Below are 17,502 nucleotides of genomic sequence, written 5' to 3' on the forward strand. Positions count from 1 at the left end.
CGGAGGTGTAGGAGGCGCCGCCGCCGCCGTGGACGTGCAGGTCGACGAAGCCGGGCACGACGGTGTACCCGGTCAGGTCGAGGTCGCCGGGCTCGGTGTCGCCACCGAAGGCGGCGATGCGCTCGCCCTCGACGGCGAGGCGGTCGCCCTCGACGACGCCGCCGGGCAGGACCAGTCGGGCGCCGGCCAGGGCAGTACGGTCACGGTCCGCGGTGGTCACGCGGTCACCTCCATCGAGAGCAGATCCCAGGCGAGCAGGCCTGCGCCCAGGGAAGCGGCGGTGTCTTTGAGCATGGCGGGTACGACCTTCGGGGGCATCTGGAAGGTCAGTCGCTCGGTGACCGCCGCGCGCAGCGGAGTGAAGAGCGTGTCGCCGGCCTCGGCCAGCCCGCCGCCGACGATCACCGTGGACGGGTCGAGCAGGCTTTGGGCCAGCACGATGCCGTCCGCCAGGGCGTCGACGGCCAGCTGCCAGACCGCGAGGGCGCGGTCGTCCCCGGCGTCCACCGCGGCGGCGCAGGATGCCGCGTCGGCGTCGGGGTCGCCGCTGGCCTCGGCCCAGGCGCGGGAGACGGCGGAGGCGGAGGCCAGCGTCTCCAGACAGCCGCGGGCGCCGCAGCCGCACGGCGGGCCGCCCGGGCGCACCACGACGTGGCCGATCTCGCCGCCGTAGCCGTGCGCGCCGGCCTCGATCCGGCCGCCGATGCCGATGGCGCCGGCGATGCCGGTGCCGAGGGCGATGAACAGGAAGCGGTCGACGCCGCGGCCGGCTCCGAGCCGGCCCTCGGCCAGGCCGCCGGAGCGCACGTCGTGGCCCAGGGCCACCGGCATCGGGCCGCCGTCCGGTCCGGCCAGGCGCTCGCCGAGGAGCCCCCGCAGCGGGAGGTCGCGCCAGCCGAGGTTGGCGGAGAAGACCGCGATGCCGTTCTTCTCGTCGATCGTGCCCGGGACGGCGACGCCGGCCGCGAGCGGGGCGACGCCGAAGCGGCTGCGGCCCTCGTCCGCCAGGTCGGTGGCGAAGTCGAGGATGGCGGCGACGACGGCGTCCGTGCCGTGCTCCCGCCCGGTCGGTCGGCGTGCCTCGAACAGCACGGAGCCGTCCTGGGCGAGCAGCGCGGCCTTCATGCCGGTGCCGCCTACATCGAGTGCGATGACGTGCTTCACGGAGGACAGTTTCCCTTGGGCGGGTCGAAGAGGTCTAGTCCAGTTGTCGGATTGGTCTGGTCCATACTGGGTGAGCTTTGTCGCAGCTGCGGGGGTGTGCGGGGCTTTGCGCCGAGCGGCGGGGCCGGGGGACGAAGGGGCGTCGAGCGGGATACCGAGCCGGGGAGCGGGGCGGGGGCGGGGGTTTTGTTGCGCATTGTGCAATGACTCCGCGCACTTCGGTAACTACCGGGGCGGGACCGGGCAGTGGTGTGGACCAGTGGTCGGCGGGTTTGGCAGTGTTGCGCCGCCTCCGCCGGATTTCCCCCGATCCGGTCGGTGTCCACCCACGTCCACCCACGTTCATCCCCCCGAAGGCGGTACCCGCGTTGAACAGGCGCGTCCACGTCCCCACCCGTGTGCTCGGCGGTGCGCTGGCCGGAGCACTGGTCCTCACCGCGGTCAGTGCCTGCGGCGGGCAGGACGGCGGGCCGGTCACCCTCAAGCTGGTCGCGGCGGACTACGGGGAGAGCCCCGAGACCGGCTCCCAGCACTACTGGAACGCCGTCGCCAAGGACTTCGAGGCGGCCAACCCGGGGATCAAGGTCAGCGTCGAGGTGGACAGCTGGACCGAGATCGGCAAGAAGGTCGAGGACATGATCGCGGCCGGCAAGTCGCCGGACCTGCTCCAGACCGGCGGCTTCGCGGACCAGGTCGCGGCGGACCGGCTGTACCCGGCGTCCGACGTGCTCTCGGTGGACACCCAGGCCAGGTTCCTGGACACCTTCGCGCACGCCGGACAGGTGCTCGGGACGCAGTACGGGATTCCGTTCGTCTCCTCGTCGCGGGTGCTCTTCTACAACAAGGCGATGTTCCGGCAGGCCGGGATCACCCAGCCGCCCGCCACCTGGAACGAGCTGCGGCAGGACGCGGAGAAGATCAAGGCCAAGGTGCCCGGGGTGACCCCGTACGGGCTGCCGCTGGGGCCGGAGGAGGCACCGGCCGAGTCGATGCTGTGGACGCTGAGCGGGGGCGGCAGCATTTCCGACGACGTCGGCAACTACACCATCGACAGCGCCCAGAACCAGGCGACCTTCGGCTGGCTGAAGAACAACCTGGTGAGCACCGGGCTGACGTACCCCGACCCGGGCAAGATGAACCGCACCCCGGTGTTCCAGGACTTCGCGGCCGGGAAGGTCGCCATGCTGAACGGGCATCCGACGCTGCTGCGGATGGCGACCGCCGGGAAGATCGACTTCGGGACGGCGCCGATCCCGAAGAAGGACGGGCTGGGGCGGACCGGAAGCCTCGGGGTCGCGGACTGGATGATGGCGTTCAAGGCGAACGGGCACAAGAACGAGATCAAGAAGTTCCTGTCGTTCGTCTACGGCAAGGACAACCAGCTGAAGTTCGACGAGCAGTACAACCTCCTGCCGGTCACCCAGGACGCGTTCGGCCAGATGTCGTCGGACCCGAAGCACGAGGACCTCAAGCAGTTCGCGGTCGGGCTGACCAACGCGAGCTTCTACCCGTTCGGCGACCCGGCCTGGGGTGAGGTCAGCAACGGGATCAAGGCGGGGATCGGGCAGGCGGTGACGGGGGATCCGAAGCAGGTGCTCGGGGGGTTGCAGGACGCGGCGGTGAAGGAAGCGGCGAAGGTTCGCCAGTAGGGCCGGGGCTGGACTCGGGCGGGCCGGGGCTGGGCTGGGCTGGGCTGGGCTGGGGGACCGGCCTCAGCCCCGGCGGGTGCGGGCGCGGGTTTTCAGGGGAGCGTGATGGCGTAGGCCTTGCGGAGGGTCTCGTGGACCGTCCAGGTGGTGCGGTCGCCCTCGCGCAGGACCGCGCAGTCGCCGGGGCCGACCTCCAGGGTCGGGCCGCCCTCGACCTCGATGGTGGCCCGCCCGCTGAGCACCACGAACATCTCGTCGGCCTCGACGTCGGTGACCACACCGGGGGTGATCTGCCAGAGTCCGCGCAGGTGGCGGCCGTCGGCGGACTCGGAGAGCACCTTGCCGGTGACCTCGGGGGTGCCGGAGACGATCTGCGCCGGGTCGAGCGGATCGGGGTCGAGGTCGGCGGTGGGGATGTGCACGGCGAAGCTGGGCGTGGTCATGGGGGTGACGGTAGTCGGGGGCGGGGTGCGGTGGGGCGAGCACTGTGTGTCGGGGTCGCGCGGGAGAATGACACTCCGTAGTGGTGGGCGGAGGTGTTGTCGATGGGTGAGCCGGGTGAGCCGGGCGGGCTGAGCGAGCGGGAGCGGGCGGTGCTGGCGCTGGAGGGGCGGCAGTGGCGTACGGCGGGGGCGAAGGAGCGGGCGATCCGGGAGGAGCTGGGGCTCTCCTCTACGCGGTACTACCAGGTGCTGAACGGGTTGTTGGACCGGGAGGCGGCTTTGGCGCATGCGCCGGTGTTGGTGAACCGGTTGCGGCGGGTGCGGGAGGCTCGGCGGGGGGCTCGGTGATGGCCCGGAGCGGGCCGGACGGGGGGCTCTCGGGAGGGTGGGGGCCGGGGGCGGCTCCGGGGGTGGGTGCTCCCGCTCGCCGGGTGGGTGCGGAGGCGGGCGGTCCGGGGTAGGGGCTCGGTATGGGCTTTGAAGAGATGTTCGTGCCGGGGACCGAGGCCGGGCGGGACGGGGTGCGGGCCGTCCTGGCGGCGCCCGGGGACGCCGTGATCGGGTTGGACTTCGACGGGACGTTGGCGCCGATCGTGGCGGATCCGGGGCAGGCGCGGGCGCATCCGGGGGTGGTGGGGGCGTTGCGGCGGCTGGGGTCGGTGGTGGGGGCCGTGGTGGTGGTGACGGGGCGGCCGGCCGGGGTGGCGGTGGAGTACGGGGGGTTCGCGGGGGTGCCGGGGGTGGTGGTGCTGGGGCACTACGGGGCCGAGCGGTGGGAGGGTGGGGAGCTTTCGGCGCCTGAGGTGCATCCGGGGGTGGCGCGGGTGCGGGGGGTGTTGCCGGGGGTGCTGGAGCGGCTGGGGGCGCCCGAGGGGACGTGGGTGGAGGACAAGGGCCGGTCGGTGGCCGTGCACACCCGGCGGGCGGCGGCGCCGGAGGAGGCGTTGGAGCTGCTGCGGGCACCGGTGGGGGAGTTGGCGGCCGAGTACGGGCTGGTGGTGGAGCCCGGGCGGCTGGTGTTGGAGCTGCGGCCGCCGGGGGTGGACAAGGGGGCGGCGCTGACCGGGTTCCTGCGGGAGCGGGGGGCTCGTGCGGTGCTCTACGCGGGGGACGACCTGGGGGACGTGGCGGCCTTCGCCGCCGTGGAGAAGCTGCGGGGCGAGGGCGTGGCCGGGGTGCTGGTGTGCGCCGGTGCGGTGGGGGACGCGCCGGTGCGGGAGCTGGCGGACCGGGCGGATCTGGTGGTCGCCGGGCCGGAGGGTGTGGTGGAGCTGCTGGGGGCCTTGGGGGAGGCGCTCACAGCGCGTTGAGCTGGTCCAGGAACCACTGCTGCGGGGGGAGTGCGGTGGCCGCCGCCGCCAGGCGCTTGGTGCGGTCGGCGCGCTCCTCGGCGCTCATGGTGAGGCCGGCGTGGAGGGCGTCGGCGGTGGCGATGACGTCGTACGGGTTGACGGTGAGGGCGTCGTCCTTGAGTTCGGCGTGGGCGCCGGCCTCGCGGGAGAGGACGAGGGCGCAGCCGTTGTCGGAGACCACCGGGACTTCCTTGGCGACCAGGTTCATGCCGTCGCGGATGGGGTTGACCAGGGCGACGTCGGCCAGGCGGTAGGCGGCGAGGGAGCGCGGGAAGTCGTCGTCGACGTGGAGGATCAGGGGCTGCCAGGCGGGGGTGGCGAACTCGGCGTCGATCTCCTCGGCGAGGCGCCGGACGGTGGCCGTGTAGTCGCGGTACTCGGCCAGGTCGGTGCGGGAGGGGTAGGCGAAGGCGATGTGCACCACCCGGTCGTGCCACTCGGGGCGGGTGCGGAGCAGGTGCCGGTAGGCCTGGAGGCCGCGGACGATGTTCTTGCTCAGCTCGGTGCGGTCGACCCGGACGATGGTGCGGCGGTCGCCGACGGCCCGGCGCAGGACGGCGAGGCGTTCGTCGACGTCGGGGCGGTGGGCGCGCTCGCGCAGGAAGTCGGCGTCGGCGCCGAGGGCGTGGACGCCGAGGGCGGTGGTGCGACCGTCGAGGGTGACGGTGAGCGCGTCGTGGTCGACGGTGGCGTCCAGGAGGTCCGCGCAGCAGGCGGCGAAGGCGCGGGCCCAGCGCTCGGTGAGGAAGCCGGCCCGGTCGGCGCCCAGGATGCCGGTGAGGACGGCCCGGGCGACGTCGTCGGGCAGCAGCCGGTAGTACTCGGGCGGGGCCCAGGGGGTGTGCGAGAAGTGGCCGATCCGCAGGTCGGGGCGGGCCGCGCGGAGCAGCGCCGGGGTCAGGGAGAGGTGGTAGTCCTGGACGAGGACGGCGGCGTTCGGGGCGGCCTCGGCGGCCAGGGCCTCGGCGAAGGCCTCGTTGTAGGCCTGGTAGGCGGCCCACTCGGTGCGGAAGGCGGCGTCGAAGGCGGGTGCCGTGGGGGTCGCGTAGAGCAGGTGGTGGACGAACCACAGGGTGGAGTTGGCGACGCCGTTGTAGGCGCGGGCGAAGGTCTGCGGGTCGATGTCCAGCATCCGTACGGCCTGGCCGCCGACCGCGTGGCCGGCCAGGTCGAGGCGGCCCCGGGGCGCCTCGGCGGCGGCTCTGCGGTCGGCGTCGTCGAGGGCGGCGCAGACCCAGACGGCGTTCGGGTCCTCGATGGCGGAGAGGCCGGAGACCAGGCCGCCGCCGCCGCGGCGCAGGGTCAGCGTGCCGTCGTCGGCGGTGCCGAAGGAGACCGGTCCCCGGTTGGAGGCCACCAGGACGGGGGCGGTGCCGGTCGCGCTCGAACGGTTGGTCGTGAGATCGCCCATGGTTGGCATGTTGCCGGGGGGTCGGCGTGGCAAACCCGTGGGGCCCGTCGAAGACGGTCCGTCAGTGCCGGGTCGCGTATTCGGGGACGGTGTGCATCGGGGGGCGTTCCAGGGCGGTCACCGGGTGGGTGTGGGCGGTGAAGGCGCGGGTCTCCGGGTCGCGGGTGAACTGGGTGAGGTGGGGGTGGACGAGGTCGGCGGAGGCCTTGAGGCGGTGGGTGCGGTCGAGGCGTTCCAGGGCGGTCCGGTAGATGGTGGCGGCCATCCGGCCGAGGGCCTGGCCGTCCTGGTGGCGGTGGTGCCGGACGCCGACGTCCACCTGGGCCAGGGCGTCCAGTCCGGCCAGTTCCAGGGCGTCGACCAGCAGGCCGAGTTCGACGCCGTAGCCGGTGGGGAAGGGCAGCCGTTCGAGCAGTGAGCGGCGGGCCGCGTACTCGCCGCCGAGGGGCTGGACGAAACCGGCGAGTTCCGGCCAGTGGAGGTTGAGCAGGGGGCGGGCGACGAGTTCGGTGACCCGGCCGCCGCCGGCGGGCAGGACGGCGCCCTCCGATTCCAGCGGGCGGTCGTACATGGCCTTGACCAGCTGGATGGAGTCGTCGGTCAGCAGCGGGCCGATGATGCCGGAGACCAGGGTCGGTTCGAACGCGCGCAGGTCGGCGTCGACGAAGCAGACGATGTCGCCGTGGGTGACCAGCAGCGAGCGCCAGAGCACCTCGCCCTTGCCGGGGACGGCGGGCAGCCGGGGCAGGACGGCGTCGCGGTGCTCGACCCGGGCGCCGGCCTGGGCGGCGACGGCGGCGGTGGCGTCGGTGGAGCCGGAGTCGACGACGACGAGTTCGTCGACGAGCGGGAGGCGTTCCATCAGTTCGCGGCGGATGGTGCGGACGATGTCGCCGACGGTGGCCTCCTCGTCCAGGGCGGGGAGGACGACGCTGACGGTGCGGCCGGTGCGTTCCTTGGCGGCGAGGAGGGTGCGGACCGGCCGGTCGGCCGCGCTCCAGGAGCGGCGGCGCAGCCAGGACGCCGTCTGCGGGAGGAGCTCGGGAGTCGGTTCGGCGGGCACGGAGGTCTCCTCGGCGGGGTCGGTGGGACGGGCCATCTCGCGTGGCGGACGGTCCCGTTCAGGATTGACGCCTTCGGATACAGTCTTCGTACAGCGGTCGGACCTTTGCACGCCGGGGTCTCCGTTGAGCACCACCACAATTTCACAAGCTCATCCAGAGGGACTGAGGGAACGGCCCGTTGACGTCCCGGCAACCTTCTCGCCAGCTGTCGTCGACAGGCCCCGGCGGGACAGGTGCCAATTCCGGCCCGTGTCGCGACCGCGCCACGGGGAAGATGAGGAGAGAGGCCTCGCCGTCATGGCTATCGACACCGCCGCACCCGTTTCCGTCGACCTCGGCCCCGCCGCCGCGCTGTCCTGTCGCGAGTGCGGCACCCGCTTCCCGCTCGGCCCCAGCTTCGTCTGCCTGGAGTGCTTCGGCCCGCTGGAGATCGCCTACGAGTTCGGCAGCGAGGGCGCCGAGGAGCTGCGCAAGCGGATCGAGGCCGGTCCGGCGTCCATCTGGCGGTACGCGCCGCTGCTGCCGGTTCCGGCCGACGTCGCGTCCAAGCCCAACCTGAACCCGGGGTGGACCCCGCTGGTGAAGGCGGACAACCTGGGCCGGGAGCTCGGTTTCACCGCCCAGCTGCACATCAAGGACGACTCCGGGAACCCGACGCACTCGTTCAAGGACCGGGTGGTCGCGTGCGCGATCGAGGCGGCCCGGGCGTTCGGGTACACCACGCTGTCCTGCTCCTCGACCGGCAACCTGGCCGGCGCGGTGGGCGCGGCGGCGGCCCGGGCCGGGTTCCGGTCCTGCGTGTTCATCCCGCACGACCTGGAGCAGGGCAAGGTCGTCATGGCCGGGGTGTACGGCGGCGAGCTGGTCGGCATCGAGGGCAACTACGACGACGTGAACCGCTTCTGCTCGGAGCTGATCGGCGACCCGGCCGGCGAGGGCTGGGGCTTCGTCAACGTGAACCTGCGGCCGTACTACGGCGAGGGTTCCAAGACGCTGGCGTACGAGATCTGCGAGCAGCTCGGCTGGCGGCTGCCGGAGCAGATCGTGATCCCGATCGCCTCGGGCTCGCAGCTGACGAAGATCGACAAGGGCCTCCAGGAGCTGATCAGGCTCGGTCTGGTCGAGGACCGGCCGTACAAGGTCTTCGGCGCCCAGGCCGAGGGCTGCTCGCCGGTGTCGGCCGCGTTCAAGGCCGGCCGGGACGTGATCAAGCCGGTCAAGCCGAACACCATCGCCAAGTCGCTGGCGATCGGCAACCCGGCCGACGGCCCGTACGTGCTGGACATCGCCCGCCGCACCGGCGGCGCGGTGGAGGACGTCACGGACGCCGAGGTCGTGGCGGCGATCCGGCTGCTGGCGCGGACCGAGGGGGTCTTCGCCGAGACCGCGGGCGGGGTGACCGTCGGCGTGCTGAAGAAGCTGGTCGAGACCGGGCAGCTGGATCCGGCCAAGGAGACCGTCGCGATCAACACCGGTGACGGCCTGAAGACCCTGGACGCCGTCTCCGACGCCGGGATGAGCGCCGTCATCCGCCCGACGCTGGACTCGTTCCGCGCCGCCGGCCTCGCGTCCGCCTGAACCACCCCCGCCCCAGCAAGGAGAGTCATGAGCGCCAACGTCCGCATTCCCACCATCCTGCGCACCTACACCGGCGGCGCCGCCGAGGTGACCGCCGAGGGTGCCACCCTGGCCGAGGTCGTCGCCGACCTGGAGAGGAACCACGCGGGCATCTCGGCCCGCATCCTGGACGACACCGGCAAGCTGCGGCGCTTCGTGAACGTCTACGTGAACGACGACGACGTGCGCTTCGCCGAGGGCCTGGCGACCGAGATCAAGGACGGCGCCAGCATCTCGATCATCCCGGCGGTGGCCGGCGGCTGCTGAGCAGTTTGCGAGAACCCGCGGTCGCCCGCGCGTACGGAATTCCGGTCTCCGTACGCGCGGGCGACCGCTGTATTTCGGCGGGAATATATCCCGGTCGAGTCGGAGTAGAGTGTGGCTCGGCTGGGAACATGGATTCCTTTTCGGCTCCCGCAGTGCTCGGCCCGGGAGCGCCCGGCCCCGTGAAACCTGTCAGGCGGATGTCAGAATTCCCGTAAACATTTGGGTAATTCGTCCGCTATGTCCGGCGTGGAATGCCGAGATTATTCCGATTCGGCCCGTCCTGTCCCTTGCCGGCCGGGCGGAATTACCGGTGGCTGGCCCTGTTGCAGAGGGCGTCGATCCGGATACATTCAGCGGCGGTCGACGCAATCACCCGCTCGCCGGAAGCCGCCTGGCGTCCTGCACGGAGGGTTGCGGCGTGCACGGCTGCGCCCAGGGGGGGTTCCCCGGGCCGGCCTTCAACCAACCCGGGCCCGCGACCTGCGGGCGCGTGAAGGGCCAGCACAGCACTAGGGGAGTTCGGAATGGCTCAGGGCACCGTCAAGTGGTTCAACGCGGAGAAGGGCTACGGCTTCATCGCGGTCGACGGTGGTGCGGACGTCTTCGTCCACTACAGCGCGATCCAGATGGACGGCTACCGCACCCTCGAGGAGGGCCAGCGGGTCGAGTTCGAGATCTCCCAGGGACAGAAGGGCCCGCAGGCGGACATGGTCCGCGCGGCGGTCTGACCCCTTCCGACCCCAGGAGCTCGGCGCGGCCCTACGGCTGGTGACCTCTCGCTTCTCGACGGGCCCGTGCGACGCGAGTCGCACGGGCCCGTCGGCGTTCCCGGGCGGCCCCGTCGGCGGCTCGCGGATCGGTCGATTGGGCTTGCACTCGACCACCCGGAGTGCTAATCATTGGCGTTAGCACTCACAGTGTGAGAGTGACAGCGGACCGGGTCGGTGAGGCCCCCGGGAGCGGTAGGGGAATGGACCTCCGCGCACCAGGGCCGTCCGTCGCGGGCACCCCTTGGTCCGAGCAGTCGACCGTGTCCCGGAGGACCACTTCTGATGGCCAAGATCATCGCCTTTGATGAGGAAGCTCGCCGCGGCCTTGAGCGTGGCATGAACCAGCTCGCCGACGCAGTGAAGGTCACGCTCGGCCCCAAGGGTCGCAACGTCGTGCTGGAGAAGAAGTGGGGCGCCCCCACGATCACCAACGACGGTGTCTCCATCGCCAAGGAGATCGAGCTCGAGGACCCGTACGAGAAGATCGGTGCGGAGCTCGTCAAGGAGGTCGCCAAGAAGACGGACGACGTCGCGGGTGACGGCACCACCACCGCCACCGTGCTCGCCCAGGCCCTGGTTCGCGAGGGTCTGCGCAACGTCGCCGCCGGCGCCAACCCGATGGCCCTGAAGCGCGGCATCGAGAAGGCCGTCGCCGCCGTCTCGGACCAGCTGCTGGCCCAGGCCAAGGACGTGGAGACCAAGGAGCAGATCGCCTCCACCGCCTCCATCTCGGCCGCCGACACCCAGATCGGCGAGCTCATCGCCGAGGCCATGGACAAGGTCGGCAAGGAAGGCGTCATCACCGTCGAGGAGAGCAACACCTTCGGTCTGGAGCTCGAGCTCACCGAGGGCATGCGCTTCGACAAGGGCTACATCTCCGCCTACTTCGCCACCGACCTGGAGCGGATGGAGGCGACCTTCGAGGACCCGTACATCCTCATCGCCAACTCCAAGATCGGCTCGGTCAAGGACCTGCTCCCGCTGCTGGAGAAGGTCATGCAGAGCGGCAAGCCGCTCGTCATCATCGCCGAGGACGTCGAGGGCGAGGCCCTGTCGACCCTGGTCGTGAACAAGATCCGTGGCACCTTCAAGTCCGTCGCCGTCAAGGCCCCGGGCTTCGGTGACCGCCGCAAGGCCATGCTCGGCGACATCGCCATCCTCACCGGTGGCACCGTGATCTCCGAGGAGGTCGGCCTCAAGCTGGAGAACGCCGGCATCGACCTGCTGGGCACCGCCCGCAAGGTGGTCATCACCAAGGACGAGACCACCATTGTCGACGGTGGCGGCGACAGCGAGCAGGTCGCGGGCCGCGTGAACCAGATCCGCGCCGAGATCGAGAACAGCGACTCGGACTACGACCGCGAGAAGCTCCAGGAGCGCCTCGCCAAGCTGGCCGGCGGCGTGGCCGTCATCAAGGCCGGCGCGGCCACCGAGGTGGAGCTCAAGGAGCGCAAGCACCGCATCGAGGACGCCGTCCGCAACGCCAAGGCCGCCGTCGAGGAGGGCATCGTCGCCGGTGGTGGCGTCGCCCTGCTGCAGGCCGGTGTCGCCTTCGACAAGCTGGAGCTGGACGGCGACGAGGCCACCGGTGCCAACATCGTCAAGGTCGCGCTGGAGGCCCCGATCAAGCAGATCGCGACCAACGCCGGCCTGGAGGGTGGCGTCGTGGTGGAGAAGGTGCGCAACCTCCCCGCCGGTCACGGCCTGAACGCCGCCACCAACGAGTACGTCGACCTGGTCGCCGAGGGCATCATCGACCCGGCCAAGGTCACCCGCTCGGCGCTGCAGAACGCCGCCTCCATCGCGGCGCTGTTCCTCACCACCGAGGCCGTCATCGCCGACAAGCCGGAGAAGGCCGCCGCGGCCGCCGGCGGCGGCATGCCGGGCGGTGACATGGACTTCTGATCCTGATCGCTTCGATCGGATCGGTTGATTCCCCGTCCGTGTGGGCGGCTCCCTTCGGGGGGCCGCCCACACGGCGTTTCGGCGTTCGGGGGACTTGAGGAGAGGATGGACGGATGGCTGCCGACGACATCGAGACCGCCCTGCACAACGCGCGGGCACTGATCCTGGCCGACCTCACCGCGCGGGACGTGGCGGACGCCGCCGTCGTCTCGCTGGTGGAACAGGCCGTGACGCACCGCCGCTGGTGGCTGGAGCAGTGGCCGGACGGCACCGAGTACGTGCTCGGGCTGGTCGCCCAGGACGTCCAGGACGCGCTGCTGGAGGCGTACGGGCGCTGGCCGCTGTGCGCCGACTGCGCGGCCGACGGGGACCCGCACGCCCTGAGCGTGGAACCCGAGCTGGGGCCGGACCCGCACTGGGTGTGCGGCAAGCAGGGTGCGGTGGTGGCACCGGTGGGGAAGCTCGGGTGACCGGGGGCCGGCTCGCGCCGGCCGCGGGTACGGTGCCGGGCGGTGGGGCTGACGGGTGCCGGGGGCTGACGGGCGTCGGAGGCCGTGTCGGAGGCTGACGGGCGTCGGGGGGTGCCGGGTTCCGGCCCGTCAGAGGGTGCCGAGTTCGGCCGTCAGGTTGGCGCGGGCGGCCGCCGTGAAGCGCTCGCGCGCGACCGGGATGCGGTAGAGCGCGGGCAGGGCGAGCAGGTGGCGCAGGACGGCGGCCCGGCCGGCCGCGAAGTCCGGCGCGGGGACGAAGCCGTACTCCTCGCGGACGGCGGCCGCGTACGCCGCGTACGCCTCGGGGGTGCCGCCGAGGACGGCGAGGTCCGCGTCGCAGAGCACCTCGCCGTTGCGGTCGCCGGGGGCCGGGTCGTGGCCGACGGTGAGCAGCACCAGGCGCCCGACCTCGGCGACCCGCTCGGCGGGCAGCCCGGCGGCGGTCAGCGCGCGGACGGCCAGGGCGGCGCTGCGCTCCTCGTTCTCGGTGCGGTCGGGGCGGTAGACGGCGTCGTGGAACCAGGCCGCGAGGCGGACGGCCTCCGGGTCGGCGGCGTGCCCGGCCAGCTCGTCGACGCGTTCCAGCACGGCGCGCAGGTGCGTGGCGGTGTGGTAGCGGCGCTGGGGCTCCGACCAGCGGCGCAGCAGCTCCCGGCCGTACGGTTCGGGGTCGACGGCGGCGCCGCAGCGGTGCAGCAGCGCGGTCCAGGCGGTGAGCAGGTCCGCGAGCGGGTCCTCGGCGGCCTGGTCGTGTTCGGTGACCGGGGCGGGTTCGGCGGCCTGGTCGTGTTCGCCGGTCGGGGCGGGTCCGGCGGCCGGGGCGGGTTCGGTGGTCGGCATGGCGACCATTGTGGCGGCCCGGCCGGGCACTGGACCCATAGGTAGGTTGACGATATATGTAGTCGTATGACAGAACGCTCCATGCAGGAGCCCACGCTGCTGCTGCTCACCGCGCTGGCCGACGCCCCGCGCCACGGTTACGCGCTCATCCAGGAGATCGCCGCGATCTCCGACGGCCGGGTCAAGATGCGCACCGGCACCCTCTACGGGGCGCTCGACCGGCTGCTGGGCCAGGGCCTGATCGAGGTCGCCGCCGAGGAGGTGGTGGACGGCCGTGCCCGGCGCAGCTACGCGCTGACCGAGGCCGGCCGGGACGCGCTGGCCGCCGAGGCGGAGCGGCTGCGGGCGGTGGCCACCGAGGCCGAGCGCCGGCTGAGCCGGCTCCGCTCGATGCTGCCGGGCAAGGCCGGGTCGCAGGGGCGGCCCGCGGCGGGGGGAGGCCTCTCATGAGCACGCCGGCGATCGGCGCGGCGCCGTCGGCGGTGCTGCGGGCCGCGCTCCAGCTCTACCCCGAGCGCTACCGCCGCGAGCGCGGCGAGGAGCTGGCCGAGGTGTTCGCCGACACGGCGGCGGAGGGCGGCCGGCTGGCGGTCATCCGGGAGCTCCTCGGCCTGGCGGGGTACGGGCTGCGGGTGCGGCTCGGGCTGACCGGGGCCTCGGCGGCCGGGCGGCTGCTGGCGCTGCTGGCGCCGATGCTCGCCGGCGCGGTGGCCGGTGCCACGCTGGTGGCCTGGGTGGGCACCGCGGACCGGATCGCCGTCTGGCTCTCCTGGGACGACCCGTACAAGGTCTACTTCGCGGCGTTCTGCCGGCCGGTGGCCGCCGTGCTGCTCCTGGTGGCGGTGCTCCTCGGGCGGTGGACGGCGGTGCGGTGCGGCGCGCTGGTCCTGGGGGCCGTGGGGCTGTACGCCATGGCGGAGGCCGTCTGGGTCTCCTCCTTCGACGCGTGGTGGACCGGCTACATCGGGATGGCCTCGCTGCCGTTCGTGGTGGCCGCGCTGCTGCTGGTCGCGGCGCCGACCGACCTGCTGCCCCGGCCGACCTGGCGCACCGGCGGCCTGGTGCTCGCCTCGACGGCCGTGGGAGGGCTGCTGGAGGCGGCCCAGGGCTGGGACGACACCACCTTCCCGCTGGACCTGCCGTGGTTCGTGGCGCTGCTGATCGGCCCGCTGCTGCTGACCTTCGCGGGGCTGCGCGGGCGGGCGACGCCGGCGGCCGTGGGGATGGCGACGCTGGTGCTGGCCGGGCCCGGGTGCCTGTTCAACATCTGGCGCGAGTCCCGCGGGATCTCGCACCTGCTTCCGGCCGCGACGCCGACGGTGGCGCTGCTGGTGCTGGTGGCGGCGGCGGTGCACCGGTCCGGGCGGCGGGAGGCGGTCGCGGGGGTCCACGGGCCCGCGTGACCGGGAGCTTCGAGGGGGCCGTTCCGGCGTGACCGGATCGGCCCCCTCGGCGTCCCCGGGAGTCGCCGGGGCCCGGCGGATGTGGCAGGCTGTCGAATATGTCTAGACCAATTTTCGAAGTCATCGCGCTGACGCCCCAGGACGCCCAGGCCGCCGAGTCGGGCGGCGCCGACCGGCTCGAACTGGTCACCGACATGGCCGCCGACGGGCTCACCCCCTCGGTCGAGGACTTCGGCCGGATCCGGGCCGCCGTCGGCATCCCGCTGCGCGTCATGCTGCGGATCCGGGACGGCTTCGCCCCCGGCGACCTGGACGAGCTGTGCGCCCGGGCCGCCGCGCTGCGGGCCGAGGGGGCCGAGGAGTTCGTCCTCGGCTTCCTCGACGCCGGCGGCGCCGTGGACCTGGCCGCCACCACGACCGTCGCCGAGGCGATCGCCGGCTGCCGCTGGACCTTCCACCGCGCGATCGACCACAGCGCCGACCGGGCCGCCCTGCGGGCCGCCGTCGGCGGGCTGCCCGGCCTGGACACCTTCCTCACCTCCGGCGCGGCCGCCGGGGTGGACACCGGGCGCGAGGTGCTGTCGGCCGAGCTGGCCCGGGCCGGCGAGCCCGGGTACCGCCAGCGGATCCTGATCGGCGGCGGCCTGCGGGCCGAGCACCTGAAGGAGCTGCGGGCGGAGGGCTTCGACGCCTTCCACGTCGGCGGCGCGGTGCGGGTCGACGGCTGGCGGACGCCGGTGGACGCGGCCAAGGTCGCCGAGTGGCGGGGGCTGATCGACGCCTGAGCGGCGGTGCCGGGTGCCGAGCGGCGGTGCCCAGCGGCGGTGCCGGGTGCCCGGGTGGGAGGGCCGGTCGACCGACCGGCCCTCCCGCGCCCTACCGCAACTGCTCCGGCAGGGGCTTGCCGTGCAGCACCGTCAGCCCGGAGACGGCGCGGGTCAGCGCCACGTACAGCCGCCGCAGGCCGGTCCGCTCGTCCGGCTCCCCGGCGATCACCGCGGCCGGCTCGTCCAGCACCACGTAGTCGTACTCCAGGCCCTTGGCCAGTGAGGCCGGGACGAGGGTGAGCCGGGCCTGCGCGCTGGTCTCGGCGCCGGGGGAGAGGTGCGGCAGGCCCGCGGCGGTCAGCGCCTCGGCGAGCCGCGGGATGCGGGCGTCGGCGGCGATCAGGCCGGTCGAGCCCTCGTGCTCCAGCGCCTCCCGGCAGGCCGCCAGGACCGCCTCCGTGGTGTCCCCGTCGGTGATCCGGCGGATCGCCAGCGATCCGGGGGCCTCGCGGACCGAGGAGGCCGGGGCCAGGCCGGGGGCGATCGCCGGGAGCAGCCGGGAGGCGTACGCGATGACCTCCTCCGGCACCCGGAAGCCCTTGGTCAGCTCCTCGATGTGCGCCTCCGGCTTGCCCAGGTGGCGCAGCGCCTCCGGCCAACTCGCCGTCGCCCACGGGGTGGTGCCCTGGGCGAGGTCGCCGAGGACGGTCGCCGAGCCGGTGGTGCAGCGGCGGCCGACCGCGCGGTACTGCATCGGGGAGAGGTCCTGGGCCTCGTCCAGCACCACGTGCCCGAGCGAGGGGGTGCGCTGCACCAGGTCGGTCGCCTCGTCCACCAGGACGGCGTCGGCCGCCGTCCAGCGGGCGGTCTTCACCGAGCGGCCGGGCTTGGGCCAGAGCACCGCCCGCTGCTCCTCGGGCGTCAGCACGCCCTCGGCGCACTCGGCGAGGAACTCGGGCTCGGAGAGCAGCCGCAGGACCAGCTTCGCCGGATCGACGGCCGGCCAGCACTCCTTGACCACCGCCTTGACGGCGCTGTTGCGGGCCACCGCGTCCTGCACCCGGTCGTCCGGGGCCTCGCCGCCCTGCTCCATCTTCAGCAGCACGGTGTGCGCGATGCGCTGCGGCAGGGCGTCCCGGGCGGCGCCGTAGCGGACCTCGCGGCCCTTCAACTCCTCGATGATCTCGACCAGTTCGTACGCCGGTACGCGCCAGCGGCGGGAGCCGCGGACCACCACGCAGGGCTCGGCGGGCAGCGTGATGCCCGAGCGCACCGCCCGGCGCAGCACCTCGGCCATCCGGGCGTCGCCCTTCAGCCGGGCCGCCTCCGGGTCGTCCTCGCCCCGCACCTCGACGTGCCCGACCAGCTGCTGCACGGTGGCCTGGGCGACGTCCAGCTCGCCGAGGGCCGGGAGCACCTGCTCGATGTAGGAGAGGAAGGCGTTGTTCGGCCCGATCACCAGGGTGCCGGTACGGGCGAGGCGCTCGCGGTGCGCGTACAGCAGGTAGGCGACGCGGTGCAGGCCGACGGCGGTCTTCCCGGTGCCGGGCGCCCCCTGGACGCAGATGGTGCCCGTGATGTCGGAGCGGACGATCTCGTCCTGCTCGGGCTGGATGGTGGCGACGATGTCGCGCATCGGGCCGACGCGGGGCTTCTCGATCTCGGCGGCGAGCAGGGCGGAGGTGGTGTCGCCCTCGGCCGGATCGCTGAGGTGCTCGTCCTCGTAGGCGGTGAGCTCGCCGCCGGTGTAGCCGAAGCGGCGGCGGCGCTCGACGTCCATCGGCTCGGTGCGGCTGGCCCGGTAGAACGGCTGGGAGACCGGCGCGCGCCAGTCGATCACCATCGGGTCGCCGTCGGCGTCGTGGACGTGCCGGCGGCCGATGTAGAAGCTCTCCCCTCCGCTGCCCTCACTCAGTTCCTCGCTGACCGCGTGGAGGTAGTCGAGGCGGCCGAAGAACAGCGGGGTGTGCGAGAGGTCGGCCAGGGCGGCGATCCTGGCCTCGATCTGGTTCTGGAGGATGAGGGCGGTGACCCAGGTGCCGGTCACGTCACGGATGTCGAGCGACTCGACGTCCTCGCGCATGGCGCGCAGCGCGGCCCGGGACGCGGCCAGGTGGTCGCGCTCGCGCTGGAGGGGGTCGGTGGTGGGGGTGGCGGGCACAGCGAACCTTCCCGGCTGCCCCGGTGGCGGGCGCAGCGGATCGTTGGAGCTCACGGTGGGTATGCCGACCGGTTGCCGAACGGTCGGCACCTCCCCCGGCTGCCTGCGGGACTTCAGCAGGTACCACGGTTCGGGAGGGGGCAGACGGACGATCTTAGACCCGTCGGCCCGGCGGTTCCAGCCGGGCGGGTCTCGGGG

At 73.1% G+C, this 17,502-nt stretch carries 17 protein-coding genes, 1 pseudogene and 1 riboswitch; of the genes and pseudogenes, 11 read left to right on the forward strand and 7 right to left on the reverse strand.

Annotated elements, in window-relative coordinates:
• Positions 1 to 220, reverse strand: a pseudogene (locus tag ACFWP2_RS02570) (N-acetylglucosamine-6-phosphate deacetylase); the annotation flags it as partial.
• On the reverse strand, positions 217 to 1,164 hold the full coding sequence (locus ACFWP2_RS02575) for an ROK family protein (protein ID WP_380447533.1): 948 nt from the start codon (positions 1,162 to 1,164) through the stop codon (positions 217 to 219). The pseudogene ACFWP2_RS02570 and the gene ACFWP2_RS02575, both read right to left, overlap by 4 nt.
• Before the next feature lie 368 nt (positions 1,165 to 1,532).
• Between ACFWP2_RS02575 and ACFWP2_RS02580 the strand changes: the two genes are divergently transcribed.
• Complete coding sequence (locus ACFWP2_RS02580) at positions 1,533 to 2,813, forward strand: extracellular solute-binding protein (RefSeq protein ID WP_380447535.1); 1,281 nt, start codon at positions 1,533 to 1,535, stop codon at positions 2,811 to 2,813.
• A 92-nt stretch (positions 2,814 to 2,905) separates the two neighbouring features.
• Here the strand turns inward: ACFWP2_RS02580 and ACFWP2_RS02585 are convergent, their stop codons facing one another.
• A complete protein-coding gene (locus ACFWP2_RS02585) occupies positions 2,906 to 3,256 on the reverse strand; it encodes a cupin domain-containing protein (protein WP_380447537.1) in 351 nt (116 codons plus the stop codon).
• Positions 3,257 to 3,358: 102 nt separating this feature from the next.
• Between ACFWP2_RS02585 and ACFWP2_RS02590 the strand changes: the two genes are divergently transcribed.
• Entirely contained in the window at positions 3,359 to 3,604 is a 246-nt protein-coding gene (locus tag ACFWP2_RS02590) for a DUF3263 domain-containing protein (RefSeq protein ID WP_380447539.1), read from the forward strand.
• Between the two features lie 122 nt (positions 3,605 to 3,726).
• Positions 3,727 to 4,566, forward strand: a complete 840-nt coding sequence (gene otsB / locus ACFWP2_RS02595) for a trehalose-phosphatase (RefSeq protein ID WP_380447541.1) — start codon at positions 3,727 to 3,729, stop codon at positions 4,564 to 4,566.
• Here otsB and ACFWP2_RS02600 read toward each other — a convergent pair.
• Positions 4,553 to 6,019 carry a trehalose-6-phosphate synthase gene (locus ACFWP2_RS02600; RefSeq protein ID WP_380447543.1) on the reverse strand — a complete coding sequence of 489 codons (1,467 nt, stop codon included), beginning with the start codon at positions 6,017 to 6,019 and terminating at the stop codon, positions 4,553 to 4,555. The two genes, otsB and ACFWP2_RS02600, sit on opposite strands and share 14 nt — an antisense overlap.
• Positions 6,020 to 6,080: 61 nt before the next feature.
• Positions 6,081 to 7,118 (reverse strand): glucosyl-3-phosphoglycerate synthase, encoded by a 1,038-nt coding sequence (locus tag ACFWP2_RS02605; protein ID WP_380447545.1) that lies wholly within the window; start codon positions 7,116 to 7,118, stop codon positions 6,081 to 6,083.
• Between the two features lie 111 nt (positions 7,119 to 7,229).
• A riboswitch (SAM riboswitch) is annotated at positions 7,230 to 7,364 on the forward strand.
• Positions 7,365 to 7,380: 16 nt separating this feature from the next.
• Between ACFWP2_RS02605 and thrC the strand changes: the two genes are divergently transcribed.
• The 5 genes from thrC to ACFWP2_RS02630 all read left to right on the forward strand — a co-directional run bounded on the left by thrC (position 7,381) and on the right by ACFWP2_RS02630 (position 12,112).
• Positions 7,381 to 8,661 (forward strand): threonine synthase, encoded by a 1,281-nt coding sequence (gene thrC / locus ACFWP2_RS02610; RefSeq protein WP_380447547.1) that lies wholly within the window; start codon positions 7,381 to 7,383, stop codon positions 8,659 to 8,661.
• Between the two features lie 27 nt (positions 8,662 to 8,688).
• On the forward strand, positions 8,689 to 8,967 hold the full coding sequence (locus tag ACFWP2_RS02615; RefSeq protein WP_380447549.1) for a MoaD/ThiS family protein: 279 nt from the start codon (positions 8,689 to 8,691) through the stop codon (positions 8,965 to 8,967).
• A gap of 524 nt (positions 8,968 to 9,491) precedes the next feature.
• Positions 9,492 to 9,695: a cold-shock protein gene (locus ACFWP2_RS02620; protein ID WP_030289665.1), complete on the forward strand. Its 204-nt coding sequence runs from the start codon at positions 9,492 to 9,494 to the stop codon at positions 9,693 to 9,695.
• 324 nt (positions 9,696 to 10,019) lie between these two features.
• Positions 10,020 to 11,642, forward strand: coding sequence for a chaperonin GroEL (gene groL / locus ACFWP2_RS02625; RefSeq protein WP_270144962.1), 1,623 nt, complete (start codon positions 10,020 to 10,022; stop codon positions 11,640 to 11,642).
• Between the two features lie 113 nt (positions 11,643 to 11,755).
• Positions 11,756 to 12,112 carry a hypothetical protein gene (locus ACFWP2_RS02630; RefSeq protein WP_380447552.1) on the forward strand — a complete coding sequence of 119 codons (357 nt, stop codon included), beginning with the start codon at positions 11,756 to 11,758 and terminating at the stop codon, positions 12,110 to 12,112.
• Positions 12,113 to 12,241: 129 nt separating this feature from the next.
• On the opposite strand, the gene ACFWP2_RS02635 is transcribed toward ACFWP2_RS02630, so the two are convergent.
• Complete coding sequence (locus ACFWP2_RS02635) at positions 12,242 to 12,973, reverse strand: hypothetical protein (protein WP_380447554.1); 732 nt, start codon at positions 12,971 to 12,973, stop codon at positions 12,242 to 12,244.
• A 66-nt stretch (positions 12,974 to 13,039) separates the two neighbouring features.
• Between ACFWP2_RS02635 and ACFWP2_RS02640 the strand changes: the two genes are divergently transcribed.
• From ACFWP2_RS02640 to ACFWP2_RS02650, 3 genes are all read left to right on the forward strand, one after another.
• A complete protein-coding gene (locus ACFWP2_RS02640) occupies positions 13,040 to 13,423 on the forward strand; it encodes a PadR family transcriptional regulator (protein WP_380447556.1) in 384 nt (127 codons plus the stop codon).
• On the forward strand, positions 13,420 to 14,376 hold the full coding sequence (locus ACFWP2_RS02645; protein ID WP_380447558.1) for a hypothetical protein: 957 nt from the start codon (positions 13,420 to 13,422) through the stop codon (positions 14,374 to 14,376). Before ACFWP2_RS02640 ends, ACFWP2_RS02645 begins: the two co-directional genes overlap by 4 nt.
• Positions 14,377 to 14,474: 98 nt before the next feature.
• A complete protein-coding gene (locus ACFWP2_RS02650) occupies positions 14,475 to 15,161 on the forward strand; it encodes a copper homeostasis protein CutC (RefSeq protein ID WP_380447560.1) in 687 nt (228 codons plus the stop codon).
• A gap of 91 nt (positions 15,162 to 15,252) precedes the next feature.
• On the opposite strand, the gene ACFWP2_RS02655 is transcribed toward ACFWP2_RS02650, so the two are convergent.
• The gene (locus ACFWP2_RS02655) at positions 15,253 to 17,304 is read right to left on the reverse strand and encodes a HelD family protein (protein ID WP_380447562.1); all 2,052 of its coding nucleotides are present in this window, start codon (positions 17,302 to 17,304) and stop codon (positions 15,253 to 15,255) included.
• Between the last annotated feature and the right edge of the window lie 198 nt (positions 17,305 to 17,502).

Origin of the sequence: Kitasatospora sp. NPDC058444 (assembly GCF_042721415.1) — a bacterium.
GTDB lineage: Bacteria > Actinomycetota > Actinomycetes > Streptomycetales > Streptomycetaceae > Kitasatospora.

What these genes read in the sequence shown, in the direction of transcription:
- ACFWP2_RS02585 (WP_380447537.1), bottom strand. Translation starts at nt 3,256, where the DNA reads ATGACCACGCCCAGCTTCGCCGTGCACATCCCCACCGCCGACCTCGAC.
- ACFWP2_RS02590 (WP_380447539.1), top strand. Translation starts at nt 3,359, where the DNA reads ATGGGTGAGCCGGGTGAGCCGGGCGGGCTGAGCGAGCGGGAGCGGGCG.
- otsB (WP_380447541.1), top strand. Translation starts at nt 3,727, where the DNA reads ATGGGCTTTGAAGAGATGTTCGTGCCGGGGACCGAGGCCGGGCGGGAC.
- ACFWP2_RS02600 (WP_380447543.1), bottom strand. Translation starts at nt 6,019, where the DNA reads ATGGGCGATCTCACGACCAACCGTTCGAGCGCGACCGGCACCGCCCCC.
- ACFWP2_RS02605 (WP_380447545.1), bottom strand. Translation starts at nt 7,118, where the DNA reads ATGGCCCGTCCCACCGACCCCGCCGAGGAGACCTCCGTGCCCGCCGAA.
- thrC (WP_380447547.1), top strand. Translation starts at nt 7,381, where the DNA reads ATGGCTATCGACACCGCCGCACCCGTTTCCGTCGACCTCGGCCCCGCC.
- ACFWP2_RS02615 (WP_380447549.1), top strand. Translation starts at nt 8,689, where the DNA reads ATGAGCGCCAACGTCCGCATTCCCACCATCCTGCGCACCTACACCGGC.
- ACFWP2_RS02620 (WP_030289665.1), top strand. Translation starts at nt 9,492, where the DNA reads ATGGCTCAGGGCACCGTCAAGTGGTTCAACGCGGAGAAGGGCTACGGC.
- groL (WP_270144962.1), top strand. Translation starts at nt 10,020, where the DNA reads ATGGCCAAGATCATCGCCTTTGATGAGGAAGCTCGCCGCGGCCTTGAG.
- ACFWP2_RS02630 (WP_380447552.1), top strand. Translation starts at nt 11,756, where the DNA reads ATGGCTGCCGACGACATCGAGACCGCCCTGCACAACGCGCGGGCACTG.
- ACFWP2_RS02635 (WP_380447554.1), bottom strand. Translation starts at nt 12,973, where the DNA reads ATGCCGACCACCGAACCCGCCCCGGCCGCCGGACCCGCCCCGACCGGC.
- ACFWP2_RS02640 (WP_380447556.1), top strand. Translation starts at nt 13,040, where the DNA reads ATGACAGAACGCTCCATGCAGGAGCCCACGCTGCTGCTGCTCACCGCG.
- ACFWP2_RS02645 (WP_380447558.1), top strand. Translation starts at nt 13,420, where the DNA reads ATGAGCACGCCGGCGATCGGCGCGGCGCCGTCGGCGGTGCTGCGGGCC.
- ACFWP2_RS02650 (WP_380447560.1), top strand. Translation starts at nt 14,475, where the DNA reads ATGTCTAGACCAATTTTCGAAGTCATCGCGCTGACGCCCCAGGACGCC.